Source organism: Nodularia harveyana UHCC-0300 (genome assembly GCF_034931085.1).
Lineage (GTDB): Bacteria > Cyanobacteriota > Cyanobacteriia > Cyanobacteriales > Nostocaceae > Nodularia > Nodularia harveyana.
Genome location: NZ_JAYGHG010000048.1, coordinates 1 through 26,281 on the forward strand (window position 1 = coordinate 1; position 26,281 = coordinate 26,281).

Here is a 26,281-nt window from a genome sequence, read left to right on the forward strand (position 1 = left end):
CCACTCCTTCTCTGCTTCCAGAAGCTACTGCTTGTTCTGATGATTCTGACTTGTCGAAAGCTGCATAATTTGATTGCTTGACTTCGGGGGTTGTTTTCTTCTTCTTTATACCCCCTGAACGCTTACCTTAGATTTTTATATCAAACCTGGATTAGATTTTCTAAACAAAGAACATAGAAAATATATTTTTCTACCTTTTTCATGGTTTATTTACTCTACCTATCTGTCTGAGAGAATTTCTAGCTGTTATTACATAACTATTTTTGAACATTTAGAGTCTCATCCTGAACACTCCATCTATCCTCTTTTTAGCTTTTATAAATCATGGAGTGAAGATGAGAATCGACATGGAGATTTTTTTGGTACAATTATTAAATCGCAAATACAGCTTTCTAATGGATTAAGGGCAAGATTAGTCTGCAAGTTCTTTTTGCTGTTGATTTTTAGTATGACATACTTCAAGTATAAGAGTAACGATAAACTCCTTGCATTGCTTGGGCTAGATGCTCGTGAATACTATATCTCTACCATAAAAAAGGTCAACAACTCTATCAGAAAAGATTTGCCCATAGTTCTTGATGTTGAAGAATCACGGTTTTTTAAGAAATTAGATATTTGCTTACTGCATATTTCAGAAAATGAAAGAATTAATATTTCAAATCAGAATATGCTATTAAAATTGATCTGCAAAATTCCACATTATTTCAATATTTTCTTAGTTATATCACGTTTATTTATGATGAAATCAATTAATACAAGAGAGAAGAAATTGTCCAAAGTTTAAAACTGCAATTACATGAAGCACTCCTGCTTTCACAAACGCTTGCGCTAACTTTTCTGAATGACAAGTATTTTATGGGGAGGGCGCGTTTATGAACTTGGTGTGGGTGCGAAGCCGATTCCCAGAAAAAAGCTGACTGCTGAAAAACTATCTGCGGCTATTACATCTGTTTTAACCAAGGAGGTACAGCATAAAGCCAAAGTCTTGGGGGGAAATATTGAAAGCGAAAATGGAGCTTATATAGCAGCTCAGGTGATTACTCGCTGTCTTAAGCAACGGTAGCTCCCGTTAAGTTGGCGACTATAACGGGAGAGAACGTCACTGGCTCTTAGAGTTGACGTACTAAAGGCTGACCGTCTATAACTTCGCCCACTAAAACGACATCTGCACAATTGACAAAGATACCATTTTCCAAAACACCAGGAATATTATTCAGTGTTTTTTCTAGGGTAACAGGGTCATCAATAGAATCAAATCTGACATCTAATACAAAGTTACCTTGGTCGGTAATTACTGGACCGGCTTTTTTAACACCCATGCGGAGTTCAGGTTTACCACCGAGTTTTTTGATGGCGTTGGTAACAGGGGTAATAGCCATCGGGATGACTTCTACTGGTACGGCAAAAGAAGAACCCAAGCGGTCTACTAATTTACCACTATCAACTACTACAATGAATTGCTCTGCTAAGTAATCTACTACTTTTTCGCGGGTATGGGCCGCACCGCCACCCTTAATCAAATTTTTGTGGGGGTCAACTTCGTCAGCCCCATCAATGGCAATATCAATGTGGTCTACAGCGTCTAAAGTGGTGAGAGGTACGCCGTATTCTTTGGCTAGGACTTCTGATTGAAATGAGGTAGGGATACCGACAATATCTTTTAGTTCACCGGATTTAATGCGATCGCCTAAAAACTGAATTGTATAAGCTGTAGTTGAACCAGTACCTAACCCCACAATAGATCCTGACTTTACCAAAGCCGCCGCCGCTCTGCCAACTTCTTGCTTCATCAACTTCACTGGATCTGTTGTTCCACTCATCTCAAAACTCCTGAAATATTAACTAAATTGTCTATCACGGCCGACTATACTACATCCCACGCAATTACCCATTTATCCCAGCAAAATTCTCCATTATTTCGATAAATTGCATGATTACTCCTCTACAACACCGGATCATGACAGTTAGGTTATAATGTCTATCTGGCTACCATCTGCAACAGTATTTACGCAAAATCAATAAAGAAGTAACAAACCACAAAGGACACAAAGAACACAAAGGAAAGAGAGTTTAAGAGGTATTTTGCGTAAGTCCTATGGAACTTAAGCTCAAGATTAATTATCTGAAATTTATGAGTAATTTAGTTAATATAGAAATTGTAGGCTAATTCAAATTTGATTTAGCAAAAATTTTATCATTGAAATTCACCGAAATAGGTGATCGTATCAGCTGTTTTTTGATGCAGAATAGCAAAATTAAAATCATGATCAATATGCGAAAGTTTTTAGGAGCTTTTTCGTTAATAATACTACTGCCAAATTTGACATTCAGTTTTGCTAGAGCGCTAGAACCTAATGTAAATATGCAATCTGAAGCGATTCAGCAGGTAATTACAGCTAAGTTAATGACCAATGCACCTGATGGGAATTTTTATCCAGAAAGGATGATTAATCGTGCAGAATTAGCAACAATTATGGTGAAGGCATTTAACCTAACTCAACGTCAAGCCGTTACAGAACAAGAGTTGAAAATTGTGCCAGATGTTCCCCCTTCTCATTGGGCATTTAATGATATTCAGGTAGTTTTGAAAACTGATATTATGAAAGGATATCGGGGTAATTTATTCTTCCCAAATCAAAGGGTGACAAGGGCAGAAGGTTTAGCTATTTTCGCCCAAGCCTATGGTGTATTTCAGTTTGGTGATGACACTGTTAACGAAATACTTGCACCCCATCCAGATGCAGCATCAATTCCAGTTTGGGCTAGGAGAGCGATCGCCACAGTAGTTGCAGAAGAATTTATCAACACAGATGCCGAAAATAATATTTCCCCATTACAACCAATGACCCGTGGCGATATGGCTTATGTCTTGAGTCAATATCTCCAAAGACAGCAGCCACAAGCAGAAACGCCAGTCGTGGGTAATGGGGAGTAGGGAGTGGGGAGTGTGGGGAGTGTGGGGAGTGTGGGGAGTGTGAGGAGTGTGGGGAGTGTGGGGAGTGTGGGAGGAAAGATTTTTAATACCCAATACCCAATCCCCAATCACTAATGATCAAATAATTCTAGAGATATCCCCACCGTGGGAAAATCAAAAAATGCTAGAAGTAGAGTTTAGAGAGGAACACAATATAATATGCATCTGAGTGAAATCACCCATCCAAACCAGTTGCATGGTTTGTCGATCCGGCAATTGCAACAAATCGCCCGTCAGATTCGAGACAAGCACCTACAAACCGTAGCCACCAGTGGCGGACATCTGGGGCCTGGTTTGGGAGTTGTAGAGTTAACACTAGGGCTTTACCAGACACTGGATTTGGATCGTGATAAAGTTATTTGGGATGTGGGACATCAAGCATATCCCCACAAACTCCTGACAGGACGCTACAACGATTTTCATACCCTCAGACAAAAAGCCGGCGTTGCAGGTTATCTCAAACGGTGTGAAAGTAAGTTCGATCACTTTGGTGCAGGACACGCTTCCACCAGCATCTCTGCTGCATTGGGTATGGCTTTGGCGGGAGAATTGAAAGGAGAAAAATTTAAATCAGTAGCCGTAATTGGTGATGGTGCTTTAACTGGTGGTATGGCCTTAGAAGCCATCAACCATGCAGGACACTTACCGAAAACTAAACTGCTGGTAGTTCTCAACGACAACGAGATGTCCATCTCTCCCAACGTCGGGGCGATTCCCCGCTACCTAAATAAAATGCGCCTCAGTCCACCGGTGCAATTTATCAAAGATAATTTTGAGGAACAGTTGAAGCAAATTCCCTTTGTTGGTGAATCTTTATCTCCTGAACTCGCACGCATTAAAGAAGGAATGAAGCGTTTAGCGGTTCCCAAGGTAGGTGCAGTCTTTGAAGAACTAGGTTTTACTTATATTGGCCCTGTGGATGGGCATAATCTAGAGGAATTAATTGCTACCTTTCAACAAGCACATGAGATGACAGGGCCAGTTTTAGTCCATGTGATTACGGTGAAAGGAAAAGGCTACGAAATCGCCGAAAAAGATCAGGTAGGATACCACGCGCAAAGCCCATTTAACCTGACTACTGGGAAAGCGATTCCCTCCAGTAAGCCCAAACCCCCTGCTTATGCCAAAGTCTTTTCCCATACTTTAGTTAAACTGGCAGAACAAAACCCCAAAATTATTGGGATTACCGCAGCAATGGCTACGGGAACAGGTTTAGATAAACTCCAGGCTAAACTACCTAATCAATATATTGATGTGGGTATTGCGGAACAACACGCTGTCACCTTAGCGGCGGGTCTGGCTAGTGAAGGAATGCGCCCTGTGGCTGCTATTTACTCCACTTTCTTGCAACGGGCTTATGACCAGATCATTCACGATGTTTGTATTCAGAAATTACCTGTATTTTTCTGTTTAGACAGGGCGGGTATTGTCGGCGCTGATGGACCTACCCACCAAGGGATGTATGATATTGCTTATCTGCGTTGTATTCCGAATCTGGTGATGATGGCTCCCAAAGACGAGGCCGAAATGCAACGCATGGTAGTGACTGGTATTAACCATACAAGTGGTCCAATTGCTATGCGCTATCCCCGTGGTAATGGCTACGGTGTGCCTCTGATGGAAGAAGGTTGGGAACCTTTAGAAGTTGGTAAAGCAGAAATTCTGCGTAACGGTGATGATGTGTTACTCATCGGCTACGGCACGATGGTCTATCCTAGTATGCAAGTAGCGGAAATTCTCAGTGAACATGGTATTGAAGCCACTGTGATCAATGCCCGGTTTGTCAAGCCTTTGGATACGGAATTAATTTTGCCTTTGGCGAAGCAAATCGGCCGAGTTGTGACTTTGGAAGAAGGCTGTCTAATGGGTGGTTTTGGTTCTGCTGTGGCGGAAGCATTACTAGATGCTGATGTTGTGGTTCCGGTGAAGCGAATTGGTGTACCAGATATCTTGGTAGATCATGCGACACCAGATGAATCTAAGGCGGAATTAGGTTTAACTAGTCGTCAAATGGCGGAAACAGTCATGAATACTTTCTTTCAAAAGCAAGCATCTCCTAGTGTCTAGTTAAGGTTAGATGAGGGGCGGGAGGTAATACTCCCCCTTGACCTAACTTGATACCTAGTTGATTAATGGGAATACTAAATCTAGAAATCTCAATAATTTAGTAGTATGGTTAGCATTTTAGTCAGTATTCCCCAATATCGTATTAGTGAAGAACTCTACAATGGTTCCAGAACCCTAGTTTATCGAGGGTATCGAGAAACTGACTCATTACCTGTAGTTATTAAAATACTAAAAAATCCTTATCCAAGTTTTAGTGAACTTTTGTCGTTTCGCAATCAGTATACTATAGCTAAAAATCTCAACTCACCGCTAATCATCCAAACTTATAGCCTAGAAGCATATCAAAATGGCTATGCGTTGGTGATGGAAGACTTTGGAGGAATTTCTCTCAAAAATTATTTTACCTCACTAGAAACGCCATATATTACGTCTATAGAAGAGTTTTTACGGATTGCGATCGCACTCTCCGATACCTTAGATGTACTCTACCGCGATCGCATTATTCATAAAGATATTAAACCCGCGAATATTTTAATTAATCCCCAAACTAAACAAGTTAAATTAATTGACTTTAGTATTGCATCTTTGCTACCACGGGAAACGCAGACACTAATCAATCCCAAGATTTTAGAAGGAACACTCACTTATATTTCCCCAGAACAAACAGGTAGAATGAATCGGGGGATTGACTATCGGACTGACTTTTATTCTCTAGGTGTAACTTTCTACGAATTACTTACAGGAAAGTTACCTTTTGTTTCAAACGATCCAATGGAATTAGTACATTCTCATATTGCTAAACTTCCACCATCCCTTCAGGAAGTCAAATGTGAAGAGATTCCCCAAGTACTGTCTGATATCGTCATGAAATTGATGGCAAAAAATGCTGAAGACAGATATCAAAGTGCATTGGGTTTGAAATTTGATTTAGAAAATTGTTTGCATCAGCTACAAGAAACTGGTGAAATTCAGAGTTTTGAAATTGCAAGTAGGGATGTGTGCGATCGCTTCATCATTCCTGATAAACTCTATGGACGAGAAACCGAAGTATCAACCCTACTCCAAGCATTTGAGCGAGTCAGTCTTGGTGCAACAGAAATGATGCTTGTTGCTGGATTTTCAGGAATTGGGAAAACTGCGGTTGTCAACGAAGTTCATAAACCGATTGTGCGCCAACGCGGTTATTTTATCAAAGGTAAATATGACCAATTTCAACGAAATATTCCTTTCAGTGCCTTTGTGCAAGCATTCCGAGATTTAATTGGACAATTATTAGCTGAAAGTGATATCCAAATCCAGCAATGGAGAAACAAAATATTAGAGGCTGTTGGAGAAAATGGACAAGTAATTATTGAAGTTATCCCCGGACTAGAAAAAATTATTGGCCAACAAAAAATATCACGAGAATTATCAGGAAATGCGGCACAAAATAGATTTAATTTATTATTTCAAAAATTCACCCAAGTCTTTACCAGTGCTGAACATCCATTAGTGATTTTTTTAGATGATTTGCAATGGGCAGATTCCGCGTCATTGAAGTTAATGCAGCTTTTAATCGCTGATACAAATCATCTTTTGTTAATTGGTGCGTACCGTGATAACGAGGTGAATCCAGCACATCCATTAATGTTGACCTTGAGTGAGATTGAAAGAAAACAAGCAACAATTAATCTAATTAATTTAACACCATTAAGTCCTATAAAAGTAAATGAGTTAGTTGCTGACACACTGAAATGCCCAGAAAACTTGGCATGGAATTTATCTGAATTAGTTTATCAAAAAACTCAAGGTAATCCATTTTTCGCTACACAATTTCTCAAAGCATTGCATCAAGATAATCTGATTAAATTTGATTTAAAATTAGCCTGTTGGCAATGTAATATTACACAAGTAACGACTCAATCGGTTACAGATGATGTTGTTACTTTTATGGAATTGCAATTACGAAAACTGCCACAATCAACTCAAAATATATTACGATTAGCTGCTTGCATTGGCAATAAGTTTGATTTAGCAACTTTGGCAATTGTTGCAAAGCAATCGTCAATTGAGACGGCTGCTAATTTGTGGAAAGCGCTGCAAGAAGGATTAATTTTACCGATTAGTGATGTTTATAAGTTTTATCTTGGGCAAGAAAGTATTACACAGACATCGGAAACTATTGAGACTGTTACATATAAATTTTTACACGATCGCGTCCAACAAGCAGCCTATTCCCTGATTCCCGATGACCAAAAACAGACGACTCATTATCAAATCGGACAACTACTTTTACAACAGATTTCCTCACAAGCAAGAGAAGACCGGATCTTTGAAATTGTTAATCAATTAAATCACGGAACTGCTTTAATTAGTGAACAAATACAACGAATAGAATTAGCACAACTTAACCTCATTGCCTGTCGCAAAGCTAAAAATTCAACAGCCTATCAAGCAGCATCTGCATATGCAAATACTGGATTATCTCTATTGGGTGAAAAGGCTTGGGAACAGCAGTATGAAATGAGTCTTGCCTTACATGAATTAGCTGCTGGAGTAGCAATGCTAAACGGTGAATTTGAAGCGATGGAACAGTTTATTGATACTGTCACCGAACAAGCACATTCTTTACTAGAACAGATCGAGGTTTATCGTATTAGGATTCAAGGCAAGATTTCCCAGCGCCAACTCAATGAGGTGCTGGCGATTGGTATCAATATCTTGCAACAGTTGGGTATAACCATCACAGAATCACCTACACCCGCAGATATTCAAAAGTCAATCCAAGAAGTTAACGAATTGATTGGTGACAGAGAAATTGCAGATTTTGTCAACCTCCCTGTGATGACAGATGCGAACAAAATCGCCATTATCCAGATTGCCAGCAGCATCATGTCAGCAGCTTACATCTGTGGGTCTTTGTTGTATCCATTACTAGCTAGCTTGTTAGTCAAATTATTCCTACAGCACGGTAATATATCTATTTCTGCTACTAACTATGTTTGTTACAGTGTGGTTATTTGTAATGTAGAGAAAAATATAAATGTAGCTACAGAGTTTGGAAAGCTGGCATTGAATGTGGCTGCAAAATTCGATGATAAAACAATTAAAGTGGAAGTATTTTTCCTGCTGGGAAGTTATATCCTCCACCGCAAATCTCACATCAAAGAAACTTTACCCGTTTTGAAAGAGAGTTATACTCTTGGGCTAGAAGTTGGAAACCTGGAATACGCTGGATATGCCATTCACACTTTCTGCTACTTTTCTTTTTGCTGCGGTCAACCCCTTGCTAACTTGGAGCAAGATACACGCACTTACTACAATGCTTTAGTGCAATTAAACCAATTGGGAACAGCTAATTACTGTCTGATTTATTGGCAGGCGAATTTAAATTTACTAGGTTTAGCAGAGCATCCCACCATTTTATCTGGATCGGCTCTCCGAGAGACAGAATTTCTCCCCCTATTGCGCTCTGCAAATGATACCTATGGACTATATATCTTCTATTCATATAAGTTGACTCTTTGCTTTTTGTTTGGGGAAGTTGAGCTAGCTAATAACAATGCCCTTGAGTGCAAAAACTATTTCATGTCGGGTGCGGGAATAGTTGCCGAACCTGGGTTTTATTTCTATGATTCTTTGGTAGCTTTAGCACTATTGAGTCAACCGTCATGGGAAGTATCAACTGTATTAGAACGGGTGGCAGAAAACCAAACTAAGTTACAGCATTGGGCGGACTATGCACCCATGAATCACCAGCATAAGGTTGATTTGGTGTCAGCCGAAGAATGTCGAGTGTTAGGAAAAACAGCCGAAGCAATTGAGTTTTATGACAAGGCGATCGCTGGAGCCAAAGCTAATGAATACATCCAAGAAGCAGCGCTAGCCAATGAACTGGCTGCCAAGTTCTACCTCGATTGGGGCAAAGAACGCATAGCCCAGGAATACATGACCGAAGCCTATTACGGTTATGCTCGTTGGGGTGCGAAAGCCAAAGTTGTTGACTTAGAAAAACGCTATCCTCAGCTTCTGGCTTCTATTCTCCAACAGACTCGTACTAACCTCTCAGTTAACGAAACCGTCTTCGCCACGGGTACAGTCACCTTAACAAGTTCTTCCTCCAGTGTCTCTGATTCTCTCGATTTAGCCGCCATTCTCAAAGCTTCTCAAACTCTTTCAGGCGAAATCGAACTCGAAAAACTACTTTCATCGTTGCTTGCGATCGTCATCAAAAATGCGGGGGCTGATAAATGTGTGTTAATGCTGTTGCGAGACGATCACTTGGTAATCAAAGGGTCAATTATTGAGGGTTCGGAGCCAGTTGTATTGCAGCACCTTCCCGTTGATGAGAGTCAAGATATTCCCCTAAAGCTGATTTATAAAGTGAAGCATAACAGGGAGACTATTGTGTTGCTGGATGCAACGGCTGATCCGATTTTAGCTAATGACCCGTATATCATCCGTCAGCAGCCTCAGAGTATCTTATGTAGCCCAATTTTACATCAAGGGAAATTGCTGGGGATTTTATATCTAGAAAATAATTTAATCGCCGGGGCTTTTACGAGCGATCGCGTTGAACTACTCAATTTACTCTGCGCTCAAGCGGCGATTTCTTGGGAAAATGCCCTACTTTATGAGCGATCGCTAGAAAATTCCCAACAGCTACAGCGATCGCTTCATGATTTGAGCGCGGCACAGTCTCATTTGCAAGCATCCCAACAACGGCTCCAGCTATTAGTTGAACAAACTCCTCTAGGAGTCATCGAGTGGGATACCAATTTTCTAGTTACTGACTGGAACCCAGCCGCAGAAAGGATATTTGGTTATACAAAACAGGAAGCTTTAGGTCGTCAATTTCAGTTTATCATTCCTGAAGCAATCCAAGTACAAATGGAGGAAGTTAGTATCGATATAATATCTCAGCAGGGCGGTAATTATAGTATAAATGAAAATATTAGAAAGGATGGCAAAATCATTATTTGTGCTTGGTATAACAATCCACTTGTGAACGCGGATGGTGAGTTAATTGGAGTTGCTTCCCTAACAGATGATATTACTGAGAGCAAACTGGCTGAACTTGCTTTGCAGCAAAAATCACAGGATTTACAACAAGCATTGCAAGACTTACAACAGGCACAATTACAAATGGTGCAAAGTGAGAAAATGTCTGCACTAGGTAATTTAGTTGCAGGTATAGCTCACGAAGTGAATAATCCTTTGGGCTTTATTTCTATCACTATCAAACAAGCTAAAAATAGTATTTCTGATATTACGAAACACCTCAAACTATATCAAAAAACTTTTTCAAATCTGAGTGAAGAAATTCAAAATGATGCAGAGGAAATAGATTTAGATTACACTTTAGAAGACTTGCCTAAGATGATTGATTCTATGTCTATGGCGTGTGACAGATTGAAAAATATCAGCACTAGTTTAAGAACTTTTTCTCGTGCTGATAAAGATTATAAAGTGCCATTTAACATTCACCAAGGCATTGATAGTACAATTCTCATTCTCAAACATCGTCTGAAGGCAAATGAAAAAAGTCCCGCTATTGAGGTTGTCAAAAATTACGGTGATGTACCCCCAATTGAATGTTTTCCGGGTCAATTAAATCAGGTATTTATGAATCTGATCGCAAATGCCATTGATGCCTTAGAAGAATCTAATATCGGACGCAATTTTGAAGAAATCACAGCAAATAATAAATGCATCAAAATTATCACCTCAGTCGAAAATAATCTAGTTAAAATCGTCATTGCAGACAACGGCAAGGGGATAGATGAATCAGTCAAATCCAAAATATTTGACCATTTATTTACTACAAAAGCTGTGGGTAAAGGTACAGGGTTGGGGTTGGCGATCGCTCGGCAAATCGTCGAATCAACTCATGGCGGAAAATTAAGTTTTAACTCTATCCTCGATGAAGGTACAGAATTTATTATTGAACTTCCAGTCTAAATTCTGGCTTGAGCTTAACGTGAGTTCGACGGCACTAAATAGAGGAATTAACAAGTACTTTTATCTGATTCGCTGACCTTGGAGAAACGTTAAGGAACAGCGTAAGTTTTTAAGTGTAGTATAGCAAAAGTCAAAGGTAAAAGTTGAAATACTTGCTGTGAATGGCTTTTAGAATTTTTCCATGTCCTAAACACCTTGGTGGTTACTATATATATTGAAAATAAACCTCCATAGGGCAGGATATGACTAATTTATTGATGATTACTCTCATATCAACACCAATTAAAGACCCAGTGGCGGTGTTTTTGATGATTTTGGGGATTATGCTGATTGCACCCCTATTATTTGAGAAAATTCGCTTACCGGGAATTGTGGGATTAATCTTGGCGGGGGTGGTAGTGGGTCCTAATGGGTTGGGATTGTTGGCACGAGACAGCACAATTATCCTACTGGGTACTGTAGGTTTACTATTTCTGATGTTCATGGCGGGACTGGAAACCAGCCTGAATGACATGAAATATAATGCTGATAAAGCGGTGATTTTTGGATTTGCTACTTTTCTAGTACCTTTGGTATTGGGTACTGGAGCGATGATGGCTATCGGCTACGATTTATTGGCTGCTGTTCTAGTTTCATCCTGTTTTTCTTCCCATACCTTGCTAGCGTTACCTGTAGCCAGCAAACTGGGAATTATGCGATCGCAGGTGATGACTACTGTTCTGGGAGGGACGTTAATCACCAATATTTTGGCGCTTTTAGTGTTGGCGGTGGTGGTGAGAGCGCATGAAGGAAATTTAACTCTACAGTTTTGGTTATTCCTAATTCCTTCTCTGGTTATTTATACCTTCCTGATTCTGTGGGGACTCCCTCGCCTGGGACGCTGGTTTTTCCAACGTTTTGGACACGACGAAGGGGCAGAATTTACCTTTGTATTAGCTTCTTTGTTTGTGGTTTCTTATGGGGCAGAATTAGTTCAAATTGAGCCAATTATTGGGGCTTTTTTAGCTGGAGTTGCAATCACGCAATTGATACCGCAACTTAGCCCTTTAATGAATCGGATTCAATTTATTGGTAATACGCTGTTTGTGCCGTTTTTCCTAATTTCTGTGGGAATGCTGGTGAATCCTATGATTCTGTTTCAAGAACCGCGATCGCTTGTCGTCTCAGCTGTGATGGTGACTGCGGCAATTATCACCAAGTTTATTCCGGCTTGGGGTGCAGGTAAGTTATTTGGCTTGAATTTTAACAATATTATGGTGATGTTTGGGCTATCAGTAGCTCAAGCTGCTTCTACTTTAGCGGCGATTACTGTTGCTTTTAAAATTGAGTTAGTTGATGAATTGACTGTTAATGGCACTATTGCCATGATTTTAGTGACTTGCGTTGCGTCTCCTTGGGTGACAGCAGAATGGGGACAAAAACTTAAACCCGAAGAATCCAGTATTACAATTGCTCAGACAGGAACCATTGGCGATCGCGTTTTAGTCCCAGTGGCTAACCCCAGTACCGAAGATAATCTGCTACAGTTGGCAATTCTTTTGGCAAAATCTGCTCAAGGAACTCTCCTACCTCTACATATTTTACTAGAGCAAAATTCCGCTATTTCTCCAGAGGATAAAACCAGACAAAACCAATTATTATCTACTGCGGAAATGATTGCTCATGCTGCTGTTACCGAGGTTACACCGATTGGGCGCATTGATGAATCAATTGACAAAGGTGTCGCCCGCGTCGCGGAAGAACAACAAGCTAGTGTGATTGTCTGCGGTTGGAAGGGTTACTCTACCTATGAGGAAAACTTATTTGGCGGTGTGATTGATAAAATTGTGAATCGCAGTTCAGTACCAGTTTTAGTCAGTCGGTTTCCCTTACCAATTCAACATACAGGGCGCGTTTTCCTGGCTTTCACCACCCAACAAACCTACGCTAGTTCTTTTAAGCAAAATATCCAATTAGCCAAAAGCCTAGCAACAGAACTGAAAGCAAAGCTACAACTGTTACACGTAGTCGCCATCCGAGGTGCAACTGTGGAACTGACTGATATGGAATTACCACCAGATACACCCATTCAAAAGGTGCGGGGTAATTTTGTCCGCCAAGTTTCTCGATTACTTAAAAGTAATGATTTGCTGGTGTTAAATGGGACTGTTGAGCAGAAAAATCAGCTGTTCTCACTTCTTGGTAATGCACCAGAGGCGATCGCCCGGAATCATCCCGAAGTAGCCATGATTATTGCTTATTTTCCACAGTAGAAGCTGAGGAGAAGAGGCAGGGGGGCAGGGTGCAGGGTGCAGGGGGGAAAAGATGCAGGGGTGCAGAGAGCAGGGTGCAGGGGGGAAAGATTTTAGTTCCTAATACCCAGTCCCCCGTATCTGGTTTATGTCTACAATCTCTTGTATTCGACAATATTATTAATTTTTTCTCATGCTTTACCCTGTGATTTGGCAAAACGATTCTGTCTCTCTCATTGACCAAACTCGCTTACCTAATGAGTATACTGTTGTCCAAATTCACCGTAGTGAAGATATGGCACAGGCAATTAAAACTATGATTGTCCGAGGTGCGCCGGCTATTGGTGTAGCTGCGGCTTATGGTATGTATCTGGGCGCGAGGGAAATTGAAACTGAAAATCACCATGAGTTTTTAGCAGATTTAGAAAAAGTCGCCGAGTTGTTGCGTTCGACTCGCCCTACAGCAGTTAATTTATTTTGGGCTATTAGCCGAATGATGAAAACTGCTTACGAAACTTTGGGAACTGTGGCGGAAATTAAACAAAATCTGTTGCAAACAGCCCAAGCTATTAACGCTGAAGATATACAAACCTGTCAGGCTATTGGTGATCATGGTTTGGCTGCATTACCCACTACCCCGGAAAAGCTGAGGATTCTGACTCATTGCAATGCTGGGGCTTTAGCTACGGCTGGTTATGGTACGGCTTTGGGTGTGGTGCGTTCTGCTTGGCGAGAAGGACGTTTAGAACGGGTATTTGCTGATGAAACTCGTCCGCGTTTGCAAGGTGCAAAACTCACTGCTTGGGAATGTGTTCAAGAAGGGATTCCGGTGACTGTAATTACTGATAGTATGGCGGCGCATTGCATGAAACAGGGTTTAATTCATGCTGTGGTTGTGGGTGCTGACCGGATTGCAGCGAATGGGGATACGGCGAATAAAATTGGTACTTATAGTGTGGCGATCGCCGCTAAAGCCCATAATATCCCTTTCTTTGTCGCAGCACCGGTTTCTACTGTCGATTTTTCCTTACCTGATGGTAGCCAAATTCCCATTGAAGAGCGTCACCCTACAGAAATATACCAAATTGGGAATACGACACTGACACCATCGGGGGTAGATTTTTATAATCCTGCTTTTGATGTGACTCCATCTGAGTTAATTACAGCTATAATTACCGAGAATGGGGCATTTAATCCTGGCGATTTAGCAAAATCTCAGCCTCAGACCTTGAATACTGCCGATATGTAAGTATTAACTCACATTAAACAGATCAATCTCCGCCAGAAACCTATGAGGTTTTTTCAGAGTCATTAGTGAGAGTTAGTTATTTGGAGTACATACCCCGCCCCTAGTGGGTGTAAACACTCAAAGCTAATGACTCTGCATCAGTTTGTAAAATCAGTAACAGTTAAATTGGAAAACATATATGAACAAATTAATCCCGACAATTGCGTTAATTATTTCTTCACTCTTAATTACTAGTTGTGCTAATTCTCCTAGTGATAGTGTGAACGAAATTCCTAGTAATACTGTCGAAACAACAGAGACGGAACCTACACCAGGAACTTCCACACCAACGGATGAAACTACACCTTCCCAGGGAAATAATGGTAGTCAAGCAGTTGTTAACAATGAACCCGAAGTTGTCACGGTTAAAGAGTTAGTCACAGGCGATATTTCCTGCTACGCCACAATAGTAGATGAACAGGGAAAAGAAAAGAATGTAGGTGCATCCTTTGAAATTTGTGCAGATGCAGACAAATATTTAAATAAGAAAGTCCGCGCCTCTTATGAAATTGCATCCTTAAATGATTGCGAAAGTATTGAACCCTGCGGTAAAACTCGCCAAGAATCTATAATTTCCGAAATGGAAATATTAGAGGACACATCTTCAACTGAAACCCAATCCAGCAACACATCTAAGTTTACTAATGGGAAGTGGACAATCACCATTGGTAATCGCAACTCTTGGGATGGGGTGAATAATACGGGAAATGTTAGTTATAAAGGATGTGATGATCAAGGTAACTGTATTGACTTAACTGGTGGTAAAGTTAGCTGTCGCCGTGGTGAATGTGTCATGGGTTGGGTGAATGGAGATTATCGATATATTTGGTCAACACCGATAACTGAAGATGGGACTGGTTCCCCCACCCTGATTGTGCAGCAAGGGGGTAAAGAAATCCTGAACGCAACAGGATTCAAACATATCCCTATTAGCTAAGTTTTCTTACTAGTACAGCATGGCGTAAAGTCACAACTATTTAAAGTAGTTGAAAAGCCTAGATCATGATTTTTTTTGACCTTTGACTTTCGCCCTGCGGTACTATTATGGAGAGATTCTGTCACCAGTTGCAGTATCAAATACAAACAACTGATTTAAGTCTAGTTGCAAAGATAAGCGATCGCCTGGACGGGGACGCACATCAGCAGTGGTCTGAATATTTAATACCGCCAGAGAACCGGGTATACTTGCACGAATTAAAGTTTCTCTTCCCAAAGGTTCCACCACTTTAACTTCTACAAATAAAGGTTCTGATTGATGATTATTTAGGTCAGTATCAACGTTAATTGTGATATGTTCCGGGCGAATCCCCAAATCAAAACTTTGACCAGGGCGTAACTCTACTTTTTCCCTGACAGCTGCTGGAACTGCTAAGGATTGTCCACTAATATCAAAAACATCATTTTTATAGATAGCAGGTAAAATATTCATGGGCGGATTACCCAAAAAACTCGCCACCATTTGATTAGCGGGAAGGGCGTAGATACTTTGAGGATCACCAATTTGCTGAATCCTTCCCCGTTCTAACACCACAATTTTATCAGCCAAGGTCATCGCTTCAACTTGATCATGGGTGACGTAAATTGTAGTAATGCCTAATTGTTGGTGTAATTGTTTTAATTCTGCCCTAGTATCATCTCGTAATTGGGCATCTAAATTAGATAAAGGTTCGTCGAGTAAAAATACTTGGGGTTCACGGGCGATCGCCCTTCCTAATGCTACCCGTTGTTGTTGTCCCCCAGAAAGTTGTTTGGGTTTGCGGTCGAGGAGATGATCTAAAGATAGCGATCGCGCCACAGTCATCACTCGTTCTTGAATAATTTTCGGGTCAACCTTCCGCATTTTTAAACCAAAGGCGATGTTTTCCGCCACCGTCATGTGGGGATACAAAGCATAATTCTGGAACACCATCGCAATATCACGCTGTCTGGCTGGGATATCATTCACCAGGCGATCGCCAATAAACAAATCCCCCGAAGTCGCTGATTCTAGTCCTGCAATAGTGCGTAAAATTGTAGACTTACCACAACCAGAAGGGCCGACTAAAACCCAGAACTCCCCATCAGGGATTTCAAAGGTAATATCCTCAATCGCCGTGACGTTATTAAATCTACGCTTAATATCTTGTAACTGAACTTTTGCCATAACCCGATGTCAAATTTCAAATTTAAATTTATCTTCCAGTCTTCCCAATTCCCCACTCATTTCTTCGCCCAAGCCGGGTGAGACAATAACGAAGCCATCACCCGCACACCCCGCAGTTGATTAGACAGGGGTAGATGACCTTTAGGGGCGGTTAAATCCCAAGTAAAGGAACCTGGGTATCTTGTCCAGTTATTACCGCTTTTCCAGCCAATTTTCGGCCAGAAACTTTCCCAATTTTTCCCCAAACTCAACCAAATTTCGCGCTGTACCGAAAACCCAAATTTCCCTTCTGAGTGGACTAGCCAGAGTTGGTTAATAGTTTGTAAGTCCACAATGGGGGCGTTTTCCACTTCTGTAAAATACAACCATTTTCTTTTGACAGCCATTGGTCCAGCCATCTCACACATTTTTTGGATACTCATGAGGTCGGCTGCTTGGAAGTCTTGAATCGCTAATAACTTTTGTAAAGGACTGTAATTGATCCCACAGTTTGATTTTAGAGGTACAATTCCTTCAGGAAAATAAGTCAAGAGAAATTCCTTAACTTTCGGTGCATCAGAATTGTAAAGGACTTGATAGGCTTTACCATCGATCCAATTCGCTGGCTGTTCACCTCGTTGCTGTAAAAATTCCATCAACACATCTAATCCTTCATTACCCAAGTTAGCCAACTGGGGAATGGTTTGTTGTTGGACTTGAAGAGACCCAGCGATTAACGATTGTCGAAGGGAGTCGATGTCAGCAGTACTTGATAAAGTCATTGGGTCTGTCATGCCATTAATCGTGTTAACGTGAGCGTGAAAAAGCAATGGGCTATCGGGTATTTTCCCAGGTAAAGTCCTGATAGCGAAAGGTAGTTTACCTCTGATCGTACAAAATTTCCATGACTTGACTCAATCCCATAGCTGAACCCCAAAGATTTTATCAGGGGAATTAGGGGAAAATCTGCGCCTCGTAACTTGGTGAACAAAAAACACAGTAAAATCAGCCAGCTTGTAACAGCAAGATTGTTTAGCGGGCGCTATATCGTTCAGGAGTTTTTTATGTACGACAAGATTATCCCCCCCACAACCGGAACAAAAATCACCTTTAAAAATGGTGAACCCATTGTGCCTGATAATCCAATTATCCCTTTTATTCGCGGTGATGGCACGGGTATAGATATCTGGCCTGCTACCGAAAAGGTGCTAGATGCGGCGGTAGCGAAAGCATACAAAGGTCAACGCAAAATTAGTTGGTTTAGGGTTTATGCGGGTGATGAGGCTTGTGATTTATACGGCACATATCAATATTTACCCCAGGATACTTTAACGGCCATTAAGGAATATGGTGTGGCAATTAAAGGGCCTTTGACTACCCCTGTGGGCGGTGGGATTCGGTCTTTAAATGTAGCATTACGGCAGATTTTTGATTTATATGCCTGTGTACGTCCTTGCCGTTATTATGCAGGTACACCTTCTCCTCACAAAAACCCAGAAAAGCTGGATGTAATTGTTTATCGGGAGAATACGGAAGACATTTATTTGGGGATTGAGTGGAAGCAGGGAAGTGAAATTGGCGATCGCCTGATTAAAATCCTCAACGAAGAACTCATCCCCGCTACCCCAGAACATGGGAAAAAACAAATCCCCCTCGATGCAGGTATTGGGATTAAACCCATCAGCAAAACCGGTTCTCAGCGTCTCGTCCGTCGGGCGATTAAACACGCTTTACTCTTGCCCAAAGACAAGCAACAGGTAACACTGGTGCATAAGGGGAACATCATGAAGTATACCGAAGGCGCTTTCCGTGATTGGGGTTATGAATTAGCGACTCAGGAATTTCGCGCTGAATGCGTCACCGAACGGGAATCATGGATTTTAAGCAATAAGGAAAAAAATCCCGCTATTTCCGCAGAAGATAACGCCCGTGAAGTTGACCCTGGCTATGATTCCCTGACACCAGAGAAAAAAGCCCAAATTCTTCAGGAAGTAGAAACCGTTCTCAACACCATTTGGGACACTCACGGTAACGGTAAATGGAAAGACAAAATCATGGTCAATGACCGGATTGCTGATAGTATTTTCCAACAAATCCAAACCCGACCAGATGAGTATTCGATTCTCGCCACAATGAACTTAAACGGCGATTATTTATCTGATGCGGCTGCGGCCATTGTCGGTGGTTTAGGCATGGGGCCAGGGGCAAATATCGGCGATGCCTGTGCTATTTTTGAAGCTACCCACGGCACTGCACCCAAACACGCCGGCTTAGATCGGATTAATCCCGGTTCTGTGATTCTTTCTGGGGTGATGATGCTGGAATTTATGGGTTGGCAAGAAGCGGCAGACCTGGTAAAAAAAGGTTTAGGACAGGCGATCGCTAACAGTCAAGTGACTTATGATTTAGCCCGGTTACTAGAACCACCAGTAGCACCCCTAAAATGTTCTGAATTTGCCGAAGCCATAATTCAATATTTCGATTAACAGTAGGGTGGGTTAGCGATAGCGTAACCCACCATCATTCTAAATATGCATAGCCTGTTAATTACAAATTTCTATCTCCAAATTTCTCCTCCTGGTAACTGACTCAAATAATCATCCATAATTGCAGGTAATTCCTTAGCTGAATAAGTATAAGTTAAAGATAGAAATTTGATTGCTGTAGTTAGAATCTGTTTTTTATCAAGTTTTGCAGATAATTGGGAACGAGTATATTTTCCATTCATAACTTCCAAACTAGCATCAGCGATCGCACTTTCAATTACCATATCTGTGATCAAATCTTCCCATTCATCTTGATTGACATAATAGGATTTCTTATTTTCTTTGAGATTCACGTCTTGAATTTCTAAAACTGCGTTGCGAATAGAAGCAATCCATGAATTTGTTAATCGCTGTTCTACTTGATTTTTAATGATATGGATCAGCAAAATCTTGAGAAAAGATTTAATTTGTCGCAGAATGGCCTTTTTACTCATCCCCTCTAACTCATCAACAATCGCCAAAGCATCTGCATAACGTCCTTGTAAGATGCTATTTCTGAGGTCAGTTAATTCTTGTGTCATTGCTTACCATCTCCCCGCTTTCCAATCTTCGCCACCTGGTAACTGAGTTAAACTTTCGGCAACAATTGCAGGTAATTCTTTAGCTGAATAGGAATAAGTTAACATTAAAAACTGTAAAGCATTCTCAATTAACTTAGTTCTATCTATAATATCCGCCAGTTGAAATTGACTGTATTTGCCATTCATCACTTCCAAACTAGCATCAGCGATCGCATCCTCAATCACTTCCTCTTCTATCAAAGTTTCCCATTCATCTTGATTGACATAATAAGACTTATTGTTTTCTTTGAGATTCAGTTTTTTAAGTTCTCGAATAGAATTACGAATAGAAGCCACCCAAGAATTTGTTAATCGCTGTTCTACTTGATTTTTAATTAAATGAATCAACAAAATGTTGACATAAGATTTAATATTACGCAGAATTGCTTGTTTACTCATCCCCTCTAATTCATCAACAATCGCCAAAGCATCTGCGTAACGTCCTTGTAAGATGCTATTTCTGAGGTCTGTGAGTTCCTGTGTCATGGTTTTTAACCGCCATCAAATGATTACTCAAAGCTATGATTAGGCGTTTTTGCGGAATCCACATATTATATCTTGATGTTACATATTGGATAGATGCAAATATCGCCAAATTAATATGTCTAGACAGAAAAAAGAGCCACAAGGGTGTGGATGCGGGAATATTCCTATCTCAGTAATTTTACTGTTTTTAGGAATGAGTTGGTGGTTTTTTAGTCAAAAAAGTAATCGAGACATGATCGCTAATTCAGTTACTAACCTTTTACCTCAGCATCAACAAATAGCTATACCAATTTTAAATCCCAAACCTGTTGTAACCCCTACACCTGCTATAACTCCGACACCTGCTGTCACTCCCACACCTGCTATAACTCCGACACCTGCTGTCACTCCGACACCTGCTGTAACTCCGACACCTGTTGTAACTACTGATACCAAAATCGAACCAGCTTTAACACCAAAAACACCTGATCCAAAAACATCATTACCTCCAACTCCGTGGGAAAAAAAAGCCATTCGAGGAATTTATTTCAGTCGATACAATATTACTAACAATGCTAACGAAAAAACCATCCGTCAACGAGTTCGCCAATATCGTTCCCAAGGATTTAATACAATAATTCATGGGGTCTGGGGTAATGGTTGTACAATGTACAACAGCCAAGTCCTCCAAGAAAAATTTGGCTTTAAAAGTTGTCCCAATGAATTCCAAGATAAGTGGCTAGATTGGTTAATTGATGAAGCCCATCAGCAGGGAATGGAAGTTCATGCTTACTTTGAAAAAGGCATTAAAATAGATAAGAATAGTCCTATTTTTGATTTAGCGATCGCCCGCAAGTGGATTGTCCCTGGTGTAGATAGAACTTATGGTAAAATTGAGCATTATGTTCTCGATGTTGAGATACCTGAAGTTGCTAACTTCTTTAAAAATATCTCCGTAGAATTTGTCACCAAATATCCCCAAATCGATGCAGTGCAGTGGGATGATTATTTAGGCTATCACGACGATTTACCAGGACAAGTAGACCGTACTGCTAAATTAACAAAATTTGTTCAAGAAATGGTCAGTGGAATTAAACAAGCTAACCCCAACGTTAGTTTTGATATTTCCCATCATAACCCCTATTGGGCTAAAAGATATTTTGCGGCTGATTGGCTAAACTGGAACGTCGATAGAGTATTTATTCAAGTTTATAATGATGATAATTTTCAAGAAGAATTAAAATATGTAAAAAATGTTGATGGAATTGGCATTAGTGATAACCAATTTCATCGATTAGAAGCAATAATTAATAACCAAGATATCAAAAGTGTTTTAGTTTTTCCCATAGATGGACAACCCGAAAAAACCGCAACTAACTTGAATAAGTTAGTAAAATCAATCACTCAAAAGCCCTAGTTAAGTATTTGAACTTAGCAATTATGTGTTAATAAACTTCGCTGTAGGGTGTGTTGTTGCAGACAACGCACCGTTAAAAATGTAGAAATTTTTCGTCAAAAAAACTGTCCAAATCCAAAATTTGCCCACAGTATTATCGGGATTTACTTTGAGTTTATATTCTTATGAAATAATATCCTAATTTCAGCAAACCCTACTTATTAAAAAGGTAATTTTAAATTTAACTCTTGCAACGTTTCAGCATCGGGATTAATTCTAATCGTCTGAGGTTCCGCAGATTTACCATTGACTTGTAATTGATATGTACCCAATGGTAATTGTTCTAAATAGAAAATACCAGCACTATTAGTAATGGATATCACCGATGAATTGTTATCGGAATTAATCGCTTCCACTTTCGCACCAGCAATGGGGTTTCCTTCCGAGTCCGTCAGAGTTCCGGCTAGGGTGTAAGATGCAACAAAAGGTATAGAAAAAGTTGTATAACTACCTGAAACAACTTCAATAGCAGCAGCAACTTCAGCAGGTTTCCAGTCAATAGGATATCCAGCCGGATCTAAATCAATTCTATAAATTCCCGGCGCAAGTTTTAATAAAACACCTTGTTTTGTAATATTTGAGAAGCTAGGATTAAATTTTTTGTTATTGAGAATTAATAATAGTTCAATATCTTCAGTATAAATCTTTTCATTATTATCCCGAATGCCGTTATTATTCTTATCTAAGAAAGGTTGAATAAAGATTCCTCCTTCACTGCGTAACCGTTCAAATCTAGTATCTCCGGGGCTAAAGCTAGGACTAAAATTAACTGCTGAACCAAGTTCAATGCGAAAAGCCGCAACATCTGAAGTTGTAGAAACTCCATCGTAACGCAAACGTAGAGACAAACCCGGAATCACAACAGTAGAAACAGCAGCTAAAAAACCACTACCTTGAGAACCAATACCATAACCTAGATCAAAATCCCAAATAGAACGTCTATCACTCAGCCGATATGGTGATTGATACTTCCATTTTAAGCTTACTAAATCATTAGTGAGATTATTAGAATTGGTAGTTTCGTAACCTAAATTTAAAGACTCATTCCCAGGTAAATTAAAAATAGAACCATCATAAATTAATCCTAATGCTGTATTAGTCGGATTTGATCTAGTCGATAGATTCCATTTACGCCAACGCACGTTAGATGATAAATCTAATTGTCTTCTATTATCTATTTTTAGGCTAGAAAAAGTAAATAAATTACCGAAATTCCTGCTAAAGTTAATGCCAGTATTGATAATATTACTTGAGTTATTGCCAGTGCTATTTATATTTATACCAGGAGCAGCACTCCAATTAAAATTAAAGCTTTGAAAGACTTCATTACCGGACAAATTAAAATTTAATTTAGGAGTAGGTCTAAATTCTAGATTAGCATTATATTTGAAATTTTCTGGTGTTTGTAAAGCAGATACAGCTAGTTTGAAGGGAAAATTATTAGGTTGATAAAATATATCTACTAATCCTAATAAATCTCGATCATAAACAATTCCCGCGCCCAAAGTTAAAGAATCTGAAACACCATGACGGTAAGCAATTCCGCCGCGCACATCTGTGAAATTGCCAAACAAATCATTAATTCGGGTTTCTCTACTCAAACCACTTGATACAATAAGGCTTGATGTTCCTTTAGTTAATTGTCCAGGAAGATTCAGAAATATCGCTTCTTGCTCAATGGGAATACTCGCTAATTGTCCGTTAGGATAAAGTAAAATCCGATAATTTAACCCAATACCAGTAATGGGAACATTCTCAAACCGATAAACTCCTGAAGAATCAACTAATACCTCTGCAAAAATTCTTCTGTCATTTCCAGAAACTAATTGTACTAAAGTTCCCGGTGCTGCGGTTCCTTCAATAATACGGTTAATTGTGTTACTTTGCAAACGTTGAGAGGGAGTAAATCCTCCACCATCCAGATTATCTGCTTTAAAGCCAAATCTTCTAATGGCTGTAAAACCCCAATAATCACCTCTACCTTGATTTTGCCAAAAACTCGGTTGAGAACCAATTACATAATCATTAAAATCACCTTGTCTTAAATATTGTCCTTCTTGTAGTTGCCAAGTAGTATTATCGAGTAAATCTGGTTGATTAATCCGAGAATACCAACTTCCGCCCAAGATTGTACCAATAGTTGTGAAATTACCTTGACTAGTTAATTGATTACTGTTTTCTCTACCACTAATATTAATTTGTTGTCCTATAGTTGATAAGGTAAAATCAGGAGCATTAACAACAGGTAATCCTTCTAATACTACTGGAATTTCTGCGGTGCGATTTTTTTGCTCTTGCAAATTCAACCAAGGAGGTTCAAAGATAATTGCATAAGCTGCAATATCAAATTCGGCTGTAACTTCTAATAATTCATATATTTTGGCGATAGAAATCACTAAACCCAATTCTGGATCTGTAATTAATTCATTGGGGTTAATGCGTTTAATTAAACCCACTCCTCTGAGTTCTAATTCCCCATCTGGTAGAGTAGTTACATTTAGGTTTAATGCTTTGGTTAAATCTCGCCAAGAAATTAACCAATCATCAAAATTAACTGCTTTTTCGCCATCTTCATATCCTCTCACAAACGAAGATTGTAAAACATTACGTCTACCAATATTAATTCCTAGTGGCAAAATCACAAAATCTGATTTTTTTTCTTCTGTTTGAGGGGAAATAGGAGAATCGTTAACTTGGGAAATAGTATAATTAGTAGTTGTATTGAAAGTATTTTGGGGACAGCAATTAACAATTCCTGGATTAATTAAATGAAAAATCACAGAACAAACATTATTTAATTATTGATGGGTGTAGTAGGTTTGTTCTCAGGATTGATATCTTCTGGAGAAACAGTGAAATTAACATTAAAAGGTAAATCTCCTCCTTTTTTAGGAAATTCCCATTTCAGTTTTCCTGAAAATTGATATGTACCTGGTATCAGGGTTTCTCCTTGAGGAGGATAGGCGATCCTAATATAACGATCGCCTTCTGCAATAATAGTAGTTTCTTCTAGAATGCTAGAGTTGACAGTTTTTCCATTTTGGCTAAGATTCCATTCAGTTATAGCGCGGGTTGTGGCTTTACCTGTATTATTAATTAATAATCTAATTTCTTTTGCCTTAGCATCATAAAACGCTTTTTCAACTTCCAAAACTGGGACAATATCGCCATTTCTCACATAGATTGTGGCAATTATATTGACAGCAAGACTAACCTGATTTTCTGAGGTAGAATCATTATTTTCTTGAAGCTCCTCAATAGAGAACATAGCCCTATATTCCCCTTGGGGTAAACTAGGGATTAGCCTAGCATTGAAACGAATTGAGCGTTGTTGTCCTGGTGCAATTACTAACTCACGGGGAGAAAATATTAGATAGGGTGTTAAATCATTGGGACTAGATTCTAAAGCCTGGAATCCTTCCCGAATATAGGTAAAGGGTGCAACAGAAACTCTGGCTCGATATGGTTTATCTGAGCGATTTGTCACATCAATAACTCCTCTAGCTTGTCCTGATTCTGCTTGGCGTTCAATCACTAAAGGAGAGACAGATAACTGTTGACTATAGGCTGGTATTGAGGTTAAACCAACACCAAAAAAACACAACAAAGGTAGGATATTCGGTAATCTTTTCAACATTACTCTGATAAAGTTTTTTCCTGCACTGTAAGTAAAATTAATATTGCGGATACTATTTAGATCCGAGTTTGGCTGTAAGCTGCTATAGTTGCGAAACTAACCCCAAAGCAACACACAAAGGCCGAATTTTTGGAGGTTTTTTTATCATCGCAGCTATGACAATGCCTCAGATTTAATATAATGTAGAGGCAAACTGCTGTTCACCCCTACGAAATTTAATTGCCCATTCTCAAAGAGTTATGGACTCAATTTATTGGGGTGTTAGAGCAACGTTTACACGGATGTTGTAAGTTCCAGCAGGTAGTGCTGTAGTAAAGTTATTAACGTGCAAAGTAACCCCGTAGTTTTTTGCCGTAATCGGAGCTGCCTGAACAGGACCAGCTACGCCTACAGGACTAGCAACAGCTGCACCAGTGGGTGAAACTTCACCAACCGCAACCTGAGTGGTTCCGTCTTTGACTCTAGCCGTAATCCTTTGAATTTGGTTGTATACACTACCACCGTTATTAGCAATAGAACTGACAGTAAATGTTGTACCGTTACCGCAAGTAACATTGATATTTCCTGCTGTGCCGCTAAAATCTGGATCAGCGAAGAGTTGGTTAGGACCGAATGGAGCTAATGCTCCGTTAGTTGCGGTGTTGATACTGCAAGATACTGCAACAGTTCCGGCAAAGTCAACGTTAGCATTCTGGGCTTGGGCTTTGGGGCTAAAAGCTACAGCACTGAGAACAGCAAAACCGCTAACTAAAGCAAGACGACGAAAATTCATCATTTTTAATACCAAGGGTAAATTTTTTATCCTCTACATTAGTTTAGACGTTTACCGAAGCCAAATTGTGAATTATTACTCTGCGTGCTGATGAGAATACAGCATTTCCGGCTATTATGAAGTACAGTAGCAGCAACTAGCAAACCAGTTTCTTAAATGTTGAGGATTGATTAAGTCGAGTGCAACTGAGATTAGTTTATCAACCATTTCTGTTGTAGTTGGA

General features: G+C 39.8%; 18 protein-coding genes. 10 read left to right on the top strand and 8 right to left on the bottom strand.

The features are described from left to right. Positions 1-139 precede the first annotated feature (139 nt). Positions 140-784, top strand: coding sequence for a ferritin family protein (locus VB620_RS20915; RefSeq protein WP_407674275.1), 645 nt, complete (start codon positions 140-142; stop codon positions 782-784). Between the two features lie 57 nt (positions 785-841). Further along, complete coding sequence (locus VB620_RS19840) at positions 842-1,063, top strand: hypothetical protein (RefSeq protein ID WP_323197876.1); 222 nt, start codon at positions 842-844, stop codon at positions 1,061-1,063. A gap of 46 nt (positions 1,064-1,109) precedes the next feature. Here VB620_RS19840 and rpiA read toward each other — a convergent pair whose 3' ends face one another. Then, entirely contained in the window at positions 1,110-1,820 is a 711-nt protein-coding gene (rpiA, locus tag VB620_RS19845; protein ID WP_323197877.1) for a ribose-5-phosphate isomerase RpiA, read from the bottom strand. A 452-nt stretch (positions 1,821-2,272) separates the two neighbouring features. On the opposite strand from rpiA, the gene VB620_RS19850 reads away from it, so the two are divergent. The 6 genes from VB620_RS19850 to VB620_RS19875 all read left to right on the top strand — a co-directional run bounded on the left by VB620_RS19850 (position 2,273) and on the right by VB620_RS19875 (position 15,437). Further along, positions 2,273-2,935, top strand: a complete 663-nt coding sequence (locus VB620_RS19850) for an S-layer homology domain-containing protein (protein ID WP_323197878.1) — start codon at positions 2,273-2,275, stop codon at positions 2,933-2,935. Between the two features lie 198 nt (positions 2,936-3,133). After that, complete coding sequence (dxs, locus tag VB620_RS19855; protein WP_323197879.1) at positions 3,134-5,041, top strand: 1-deoxy-D-xylulose-5-phosphate synthase; 1,908 nt, start codon at positions 3,134-3,136, stop codon at positions 5,039-5,041. A gap of 105 nt (positions 5,042-5,146) precedes the next feature. Beyond that, a complete protein-coding gene (locus tag VB620_RS19860) occupies positions 5,147-10,981 on the top strand; it encodes a trifunctional serine/threonine-protein kinase/ATP-binding protein/sensor histidine kinase (RefSeq protein ID WP_323197880.1) in 5,835 nt (1,944 codons plus the stop codon). A 242-nt stretch (positions 10,982-11,223) separates the two neighbouring features. Further along, positions 11,224-13,233, top strand: coding sequence for a cation:proton antiporter domain-containing protein (locus tag VB620_RS19865; RefSeq protein ID WP_323197881.1), 2,010 nt, complete (start codon positions 11,224-11,226; stop codon positions 13,231-13,233). A 172-nt stretch (positions 13,234-13,405) separates the two neighbouring features. After that, positions 13,406-14,461: an S-methyl-5-thioribose-1-phosphate isomerase gene (gene mtnA, locus VB620_RS19870; protein WP_323197882.1), complete on the top strand. Its 1,056-nt coding sequence runs from the start codon at positions 13,406-13,408 to the stop codon at positions 14,459-14,461. A gap of 178 nt (positions 14,462-14,639) precedes the next feature. Next, positions 14,640-15,437, top strand: coding sequence for a hypothetical protein (locus VB620_RS19875; protein WP_323197883.1), 798 nt, complete (start codon positions 14,640-14,642; stop codon positions 15,435-15,437). 105 nt (positions 15,438-15,542) lie between these two features. Here VB620_RS19875 and VB620_RS19880 read toward each other — a convergent pair whose 3' ends face one another. Both VB620_RS19880 and VB620_RS19885 read right to left on the bottom strand, forming a co-directional pair. Then, positions 15,543-16,643, bottom strand: a complete 1,101-nt coding sequence (locus VB620_RS19880; protein WP_323197884.1) for an ABC transporter ATP-binding protein — start codon at positions 16,641-16,643, stop codon at positions 15,543-15,545. A gap of 56 nt (positions 16,644-16,699) precedes the next feature. Further along, positions 16,700-17,416 (bottom strand): GUN4 domain-containing protein, encoded by a 717-nt coding sequence (locus tag VB620_RS19885; protein ID WP_323197885.1) that lies wholly within the window; start codon positions 17,414-17,416, stop codon positions 16,700-16,702. A 270-nt stretch (positions 17,417-17,686) separates the two neighbouring features. On the opposite strand from VB620_RS19885, the gene VB620_RS19890 reads away from it, so the two are divergent. Beyond that, entirely contained in the window at positions 17,687-19,108 is a 1,422-nt protein-coding gene (locus VB620_RS19890) for an NADP-dependent isocitrate dehydrogenase (RefSeq protein WP_323197886.1), read from the top strand. Positions 19,109-19,179: 71 nt separating this feature from the next. Here VB620_RS19890 and VB620_RS19895 read toward each other — a convergent pair whose 3' ends face one another. Then, on the bottom strand, positions 19,180-19,689 hold the full coding sequence (locus VB620_RS19895; protein WP_323197887.1) for a DUF29 family protein: 510 nt from the start codon (positions 19,687-19,689) through the stop codon (positions 19,180-19,182). Between the two features lie 3 nt (positions 19,690-19,692). Further along, positions 19,693-20,214, bottom strand: coding sequence for a DUF29 family protein (locus tag VB620_RS19900; protein ID WP_323197888.1), 522 nt, complete (start codon positions 20,212-20,214; stop codon positions 19,693-19,695). Between the two features lie 115 nt (positions 20,215-20,329). On the opposite strand from VB620_RS19900, the gene VB620_RS19905 reads away from it, so the two are divergent. Then, entirely contained in the window at positions 20,330-21,610 is a 1,281-nt protein-coding gene (locus tag VB620_RS19905) for a family 10 glycosylhydrolase (protein WP_323197889.1), read from the top strand. A 200-nt stretch (positions 21,611-21,810) separates the two neighbouring features. Here the strand turns inward: VB620_RS19905 and VB620_RS19910 are convergent, their stop codons facing one another. The 3 genes from VB620_RS19910 to VB620_RS19920 all read right to left on the bottom strand — a co-directional run bounded on the left by VB620_RS19910 (position 21,811) and on the right by VB620_RS19920 (position 26,061). Beyond that, complete coding sequence (locus VB620_RS19910; RefSeq protein ID WP_323197890.1) at positions 21,811-24,429, bottom strand: carboxypeptidase-like regulatory domain-containing protein; 2,619 nt, start codon at positions 24,427-24,429, stop codon at positions 21,811-21,813. Between the two features lie 14 nt (positions 24,430-24,443). Further along, entirely contained in the window at positions 24,444-25,286 is an 843-nt protein-coding gene (locus VB620_RS19915; protein WP_323197891.1) for a fimbrial biogenesis chaperone, read from the bottom strand. 250 nt (positions 25,287-25,536) lie between these two features. Next, a complete protein-coding gene (locus VB620_RS19920) occupies positions 25,537-26,061 on the bottom strand; it encodes a Csu type fimbrial protein (protein WP_323197892.1) in 525 nt (174 codons plus the stop codon). Positions 26,062-26,281: the final 220 nt, after the last annotated feature.